This is a genomic window from Mesorhizobium escarrei, assembly GCF_935825525.1.
In the GTDB taxonomy this organism is placed as follows: Bacteria; Pseudomonadota; Alphaproteobacteria; order Rhizobiales; family Rhizobiaceae; genus Mesorhizobium; species Mesorhizobium escarrei.
In genome coordinates this window covers 87,891-94,774 of record NZ_CAKXZT010000112.1, presented here as the reverse complement: position 1 = coordinate 94,774, position 6,884 = coordinate 87,891, and the positions used below count along the sequence as shown (strand labels likewise).

General features: G+C 61.1%; 8 protein-coding genes. 7 read left to right on the top strand and 1 reads right to left on the bottom strand.

All coding sequences use genetic code 11. The annotated features are described in order from the left end of the window. Positions 1–613 precede the first annotated feature (613 nt). The 5 genes from NMG80_RS37010 (at position 614) to NMG80_RS07585 (ending at position 4,243) form a co-directional block, all read left to right on the top strand. Positions 614–736 carry a hypothetical protein gene (locus NMG80_RS37010; RefSeq protein WP_301942981.1) on the top strand — a complete coding sequence of 41 codons (123 nt, stop codon included), beginning with the start codon at positions 614–616 and terminating at the stop codon, positions 734–736. Next, on the top strand, positions 736–927 hold the full coding sequence (locus NMG80_RS07600; protein ID WP_254017539.1) for a hypothetical protein: 192 nt from the start codon (positions 736–738) through the stop codon (positions 925–927). Before NMG80_RS37010 ends, NMG80_RS07600 begins: the two co-directional genes overlap by 1 nt. Before the next feature lie 75 nt (positions 928–1,002). Next, positions 1,003–1,392, top strand: coding sequence for a hypothetical protein (locus NMG80_RS07595; protein WP_254017538.1), 390 nt, complete (start codon positions 1,003–1,005; stop codon positions 1,390–1,392). Positions 1,393–2,408: 1,016 nt separating this feature from the next. Further along, positions 2,409–3,008: an ANTAR domain-containing response regulator gene (locus tag NMG80_RS07590; RefSeq protein ID WP_254017537.1), complete on the top strand. Its 600-nt coding sequence runs from the start codon at positions 2,409–2,411 to the stop codon at positions 3,006–3,008. 2 nt (positions 3,009–3,010) lie between these two features. Next, entirely contained in the window at positions 3,011–4,243 is a 1,233-nt protein-coding gene (locus NMG80_RS07585) for a CmpA/NrtA family ABC transporter substrate-binding protein (RefSeq protein ID WP_254017536.1), read from the top strand. Between the two features lie 236 nt (positions 4,244–4,479). On the opposite strand, the gene NMG80_RS37005 is transcribed toward NMG80_RS07585, so the two are convergent. Next, positions 4,480–4,611, bottom strand: coding sequence for a hypothetical protein (locus NMG80_RS37005; RefSeq protein WP_301942979.1), 132 nt, complete (start codon positions 4,609–4,611; stop codon positions 4,480–4,482). On the opposite strand from NMG80_RS37005, the gene NMG80_RS07580 reads away from it, so the two are divergent. Together NMG80_RS07580 and ntrB are read left to right on the top strand one after the other, a co-directional pair. Beyond that, positions 4,598–5,914 carry a CmpA/NrtA family ABC transporter substrate-binding protein gene (locus tag NMG80_RS07580; RefSeq protein ID WP_254017535.1) on the top strand — a complete coding sequence of 439 codons (1,317 nt, stop codon included), beginning with the start codon at positions 4,598–4,600 and terminating at the stop codon, positions 5,912–5,914. The genes NMG80_RS37005 and NMG80_RS07580 overlap by 14 nt on opposite strands. A 65-nt stretch (positions 5,915–5,979) precedes the next feature. Then, positions 5,980–6,876: a nitrate ABC transporter permease gene (gene ntrB / locus NMG80_RS07575; protein ID WP_254017534.1), complete on the top strand. Its 897-nt coding sequence runs from the start codon at positions 5,980–5,982 to the stop codon at positions 6,874–6,876. The last annotated feature ends 8 nt before the right edge of the window (positions 6,877–6,884 follow it).

Genomic DNA, 6,884 nt, shown 5'->3' with positions numbered 1-6,884 from the left:
CGTCTGCCATCGGCTCGCAATGCTGGTCGTGGCAGCACTGTTTTTCGTACCAGTCATCATGTGCCGACGCCAACGGCATTCCGAAAGCGCAGGCTGCGGCGATGCTAGCGCCCAACCCGAATGCGCCGCCGCGCCCCCTCAATGGCCAGATCATGATTTTCATTAGGCTTGTCTGATATGATGGCGCAAGCGCAGGATCAACCGTTGAAGGTTCATGAGGGGAAAGCGCTGGCCAAAGCCCGGTCCGTTGCCTACTCCGCAGCGGCTGTCGGGCCGTCCCTATCACACGCGCGGTATGGCACGGGGGACAGGCCGGTGAACTAGGCTCAAGCCACCGTTTCCATCAGCGAATACGCACGGAATCGAGTCTAGGCCGTCCCATCTGGTGGCTAGGGGAACGGATCAAGATCATTTACTAAATTAGCAATGATGCATGAAATCGCCTATAATTCGCTCCAGCCGGCGAGTGCGAGAGCTCACGACCCGGTTATGCCTGGCGGCCGAAGGCTGTCGGGCCATTCACAGACCACTGTAAATTGGTAGCGAAAAGATAAATAACTCCGTGTTGGTCAAATATTGATACGACACGAGTATAAGCTTTGGAGGAACACCCATGAAAGTCACTATATTGGCAAACTATGCACCCAATGCCTATAAAGGATTGATACAGGGCTCAGACCGAGAAGCTGCAATCAAGGCGCTTTTTAAAGTGTTGGCGGCAAGGTTTTCGGTGTGATGTTTACTCGCGGCGCCTATGATATCGTGGTAAATGCTGAGGTGCCGGACCAGGCCGCTGGGATGGGGCTAGCCCTGGCGGTGCGGGCAAGCGGCTCGGTAACCGACCTCGTTGTCCTCGAAGAGCTCGACATGAAGGCGGTGCTCGCAGCGGCCAACAAAGCTGCAAGGGTTTACAAGCCCGCCGGCTGATTGGACTGACTGTGCATTGATGGCAGCACGGTTTCGATTGAGACTAACATACCTCCTTGGTCGGGAGGGACCAACGTGGGGAACTTCCTGGCAGGCCTGTTTGCCGCGATGCTGGTGGCGTCGGCAGGACAATGCTGGTCCAATGACAGGCTTCCTTACAAGCCGATCGCCGAAGAAGCAGTGAGAACGGCCAGTGCCCGGCTGTATTCCGACATTCTGAAGCAACAATGCATGCACGGGCGGCGGTATCCACGGAGCCAAATTAAGAGCGGCTTCAAAAGGCACTTCGAGGAATTGAAACTGACGATTGTCGAGGAAGGGTACACCATCGTTCCTAATGTGAGGGAGAACAACTCACTCTGGACTGTTTCTGAGATGGCATTTGACGCCAAACGGCGACTGGATCTCCCGCCCCAATTCGGCTGTTTTGGAGCATATTGGCTCGATGACAATCCGGATTGGTAACCCGCGATAAGGCAGCCGTGCAAGCCGAGAGGTGGTGTTTTCCTTTCCGACTATGACTGCCTCCGAAAATTCCGCGCGTATTGCGCAGAAAAGCGGCGGCTTGGTCTTTTAGGGCCCGACAAAAATCATCTGTTTCCCCCTACTTTAGGCGCGGCGCCCCGTGCCTGGCCGGCAACCGATTGAGAATGCAGCGCTTTCGAATTTTACTCCCCCGTCTAATTCGCTCTATTTTAGACCCCCCGAGACTGACGCTAAAAAAGCGGTAGCGTCGAAGCACGCCAAGCCTTAAGCAGTTGATTTCATGAAGGAATGCCCGGTTAACTGGTGGATGCCTGCGCGCGGGGAAGTCAGCAGGCTCGGGGCATTCCTGTTATTTTCCTTTACTGGCAGGCCCGACAACTCGCACGGTTCCTGAAAAATTTTCCCGTATCCGGCTAGTCTGAGGCTGAAAACCCCGGCAACCACCGGGGTTTTCAGCACCCTAACTGCTAGTAATACCAGGCCCAAACCCAAACAGGCCTGCGAAAGCACCGTCTGCGCAGACGGCCATACCGCCAGGCACGACGACAGACCCTTCTCCAAGTCCGCCGCCGGCGCCGCCGCCTGCGGTGCCAGCGTCTATGGCGGACCGGCTCCGCTTGAGTATTTTCATCCTCGAAGGCTTCCGTATCCGGCGCGTCGAGTTCATCGAGGATGCCACTTCTGGCGCTCGGTACGCCGGCTACCGCGTTGATTGGCCGGACTGCGCTCACAAGGGCTGCTGCCCCAGCAATGCCAAACATTCCTGTCAAAAATGATCGCCGATCCATGGAAACCTCCAATCGTCTAGTCAGCGAGACAAGGTCGCAAAACTGAAAAATAGCGCGGTCGATACAAAAGCAAAGCAGACGCTATGAATGGCGTTTAAGAAGCTTAACGCGTCACCTCCGCCAACTTAGGGCAGTTCCCGAAGCGGTAACTGGGTCAATTCTTACCATGCCGCATTGCACAATCGCGCGCCGTGCGCAAAATGCGGCATGATCCGGAAATCCCTCACCGTCCTGGTGATCGACGAAAACCACATCCGCGCCTCCATCATCGAGGCGGGATTGCGGGAGGCCGGGCATGAGCAGGTCACGGTCCTTCACGATGTTGCGGGAATAGCGCGGCGCATTGCCGAGATCGAACCGGACGTGATCGTCATCGATCTCGAAAATCCCAACCGCGATATGCTTGAAAACATGTTCCAACTTTCGCGCGTGGTGAAGCGGCCGATCGCCATGTTCGTGGACCGGTCGGATCAGGCTTCGATCGAAGCTGCGGTGGAAGCGGGGGTCTCCGCCTATGTCGTCGACGGGCTGCGCCAGGAGCGCGTCAAGCCGATCCTCGACATGGCGATCAGCCGCTTCAACGCGTTCTCGCGGATGGCGCGCGAACTGGAGGAAGCCCGCAGTGAATTAGAGGACCGCAAGGTCATCGACCGCGCCAAGGGCATCCTGATGCGGTCGCGCTGCCTGTCGGAGGACGCGGCCTATGCGCTTTTGCGCAAGACCGCCATGAACCAGAACCGCAAGATAAGCGAAATCGCACAGAGCCTGGTGACGGCGGCAGGCCTTCTGGATTCCGGAGAGAGTTGAGCATGGCGGCCGAACACCAGATCAATGCCGGTTTCATGCCGCTCTTCGACAGCGCCGTTCTTGTCGCAGCGAAGGAGATCGGCTTTGCCGCGCGCGAAGGCGTCGACCTGACGCTTAGTCGCGAAACGTCCTGGGCCAATATCCGCGACCGCATCGCGATCGGGCATTTCGATCTGGCGCATATGCTGGGGCCGATGCCGATCGCCTGCAATCTCGGACTCACCCCACTCGCCTCCGATACGATCGTGCCGTTCTCGCTGGGACTGGGCGGCAACTGCGTTACGGTTTCGAACACGCTCTGGGCGGGCATGGCCGAGCACGGCGCTTTGCCCGACCTCGATCCGGCGCGCGCCGGCAAGGCCTTGGGAGCGCTGATCCGTGAACGGGCAAATGCCGGTCGCGACCCGCTGCGCTTTGCGGTCGTGCATCCGCACTCCGGACACAATTACGAACTGCGCTACTGGCTCGCCGCCTGCGGCATCGATCCGTCGCGCGAAATAGAAATCGTCATCGTGCCGCCGCCCTTCATGGCCGACGCACTCGCCGCCGGCAGGATCGACGGCTACTGCGCCGGCGAACCGTGGAACAGCGCCTCGGTCGTCGCCGGAACCGGCCATATCGCCACGGTCAAGGCCACCATCTGGAAGACCAGCCCCGAGAAAGTCGTCGGCGTGCGCAAGGCTTGGGCCGAAAAACACCCGGAAGCCCTTTCGGCGCTGCTGCGCGCGCTCCATCACGCCGCGCGCTGGTGCCAGGATCCGGCAAACCGCGGCGAACTGGCCGCCCTGATGGCGCAGCCTTCCTTCCTCGGCCTTTCGCCGGCGCTGCAGATGCCGATCCTGACCGGACATCTGGCGCTGGGCGGCGGCGCCGAACTGACCGTCGAGGACTTCTTTCTGGCTTTCGGCAAGGCGGCAAATTTTCCGTGGAAAAGCCACGCGCTGTGGTTCTACACGCAGATGGTCCGTTGGGGGCAGGTCAAGCACAGCGCTGCCCACATGGCGCTCGCGCGCGACACCTACCGGCCCGACCTCTATCGCGCAGCGCTGAAGCCGCTCGGTGTCGCCCTGCCGGGAGCCAACGCCAAGGTCGAGGGGGCGCTGACCGCTGCCACCCCGGTAGGCTCGGCCGGCGCCAGCCTCGTCCTTGGTCCGGATGGGTTCTTCGACGGCCGCATCTTCGATCCGGACAGGATCGACGAATATCTCGCTGTCCGCGACTGGGCCATGCTCTGAGCATTCCTTGCGCACTATCGTGCACTGCACAATTTTTGTGCCACTGCACAATGAATGTGACTGCCGCATGAGCATCGACAATCCGGCGCTCCAGCCTTCACGCCCGCGCGCTCGATTGTTTTTATTGCTTAATCGGTCGTTTTTTCCAAGTGGCACGGTTCCTGCATAGTGTTCCATAGGCCTTCAGGCCACGGAATACGGCGTCCAATGGCGGGCGCCACAGGCAAAGCTGCCGCTCAGGTCAACACGCGATCCGGATCAACGGACGTAATGGCCTGGCCGGCGGCTTTTTTGTTTTTGGTCGAACACGCAATCGACGGCGCAGATCCCAAGCCGCGCCCAACGGAGATGACGATGACGAAACGCATCAAAACCCAATCCGCCCTCAAGGGCGTCACCCGCCGCGATTTCCTGATGATGAGCGCGGCCACTGCGGCAACGCTGGCGGCGGCGCGCGCGCTGCTGCCGTCCGGCGCCTATGCCGCGACCGCCTCGCCGGAAGTGACGGGCGCCAAGCTCGGCTTCATCGCGCTGACCGATGCCGCACCGCTGATGATCGCCAAGCAGAAGGGCCTGTTCGAAAAATTCGGCATGCCCGATGTCGAGGTGCTCAAGCAGGCCTCCTGGGGCGCGACCCGCGACAACCTGATGCTCGGCGGCGAAGCCAACGGCATCGACGGCGCCCATATCCTGACGCCGATGCCTTACCTGATGCACACCGGCAAGGTGACGCAGAACAACCAGCCGATGCCGATGGCGATCGTGGCGCGACTCAACTACGACTGCCAGGCGATTTCCGTCGCGCAGGAATATGCCGGCACCGGCGTCGGCCTCGATGCCTCCAAGCTGAAGGAAGCCTTCGCGGCCAAGAAGGCCGAAGGCAAGGAGGTGAAAGCCGCCATGACCTTCCCAGGCGGCACCCATGATCTCTGGTTGCGCTACTGGCTGGCTGCCGGCGGCATCGATCCCGACAAGGATGTCTCGACCATCGTCGTGCCGCCGCCGCAGATGGTCGCCAACATGAAGGTCGGCAACATGGACGTGTTCTGCGTCGGCGAGCCGTGGAACGAGCAGCTCGTCCATCAGGGCGTCGGCTTCACCGCGACCACAACCGGCGAACTCTGGAAGGGCCATCCGGAAAAGGCGCTCGGCCTGCGCGCCGCCTTCATCGACAAGAACCCGAACGCCACCAAGGCGATCCTGATGGCCGTCATGGAAGCCCAGCAATGGTGCGAAGCCATGGAAAACAAGGACGAGATGGCGGCCATCATCGGCAAGCGGCAATGGATGAACGTGCCGACCGCCGACATCATCGGCCGCCTCAAGGGCGACATCAACTATGGCAATGACCGCGTCGCCACCGGCACCGACCTCTACATGAAGTTCTGGAAGGGCGGTGTGTCCTATCCGTTCAAGAGCCACGACAGCTGGTTCCTCGCCGAGAACATCCGCTGGGGCAAATTCGCGGCGACCACCGACATCAAGGCGCTGGTCGATCAGGTCAACCGCGAAGATCTGTGGCGCGAGGCGGCGAAGGCTCTCGGCGTCGCTGCGGCAGACATCCCGGCGTCTTCATCGCGCGGTGTCGAAACCTTCTTCGACGGCAAGATCTTCGATCCGGCCAATCCGTCCGCCTATCTCGACAGCCTGAAGATCAAGGCATCGGCCTGACGTCGCCGGCAGCGCCGCCACTTGGCGCCGCCTGTCGGTCCAATGCTCAAGGAGCTTTTTGCGAAATGTCTATCCAAGCCATCGAGAACCCCAAGGTGAAGGCGTTCCCCACGCCTGCCAAACCCGCAGAGGTCATAGCTTTCACCGCCAAGGTGAGGCGCCGCTTCGAACCCGGCGCGATCGCCGGCAAGCTGGCGAGCACGCTGGTGCCGCCGGCAGTCGTCATCGTGGTCATGCTCGTCATCTGGCAGATCGCCTGCTCGTCGCCCAACGCCAGCTTGCCGCCGCCTAGCCAGGTATGGACCGAGGCCTACGATCTGATCGCCCATCCGTTCTTCGATTATGGTCCGCAGGATATCGGACTGGCCTGGCGGGTGCTGATCTCGCTGCAGCGCGTCGCCATCGGCTTCGGCCTGGCTGCAATTGTCGGCGTTGCGCTCGGCGCGCTGGTCGGCCAGTCGATCTGGGCGATGCGCGGTCTCGACCCGGTGTTCCAGATTCTGCGCACCGTGCCGCCGCTCGCCTGGCTGCCGCTGTCGCTGGCCGCTTTCCGCGACTCCAGCCCGTCGGCGATCTTCGTCATCTTCATCACCTCGATCTGGCCAGTGATCATCAACACCGCCGTCGGCGTTCGCAACATTCCAGAGGACTATCGCAACGTCTCGCGCATCCTCAGGCTCAACCAGCTCGAATTCTTCGTGAAGATCATGGTGCCGGCCGCGGCACCTTACATCTTCACCGGCCTGCGCATCGGCATCGGTCTGTCCTGGCTTGCCATCGTCGCCGCCGAAATGCTGACCGGCGGCGTCGGCATCGGCTTCTTCATCTGGGACGCCTGGAACTCGTCGCGGCTGCCCGACATCATCGTTGCGCTCGCCTATATCGGCGTCACCGGCTTTTGCCTCGACCGCCTGGTCGCGGCGGTCGGCGCCTTCGTCACCCGCGGCACAACGGCAAAGTGAGGAGAGGG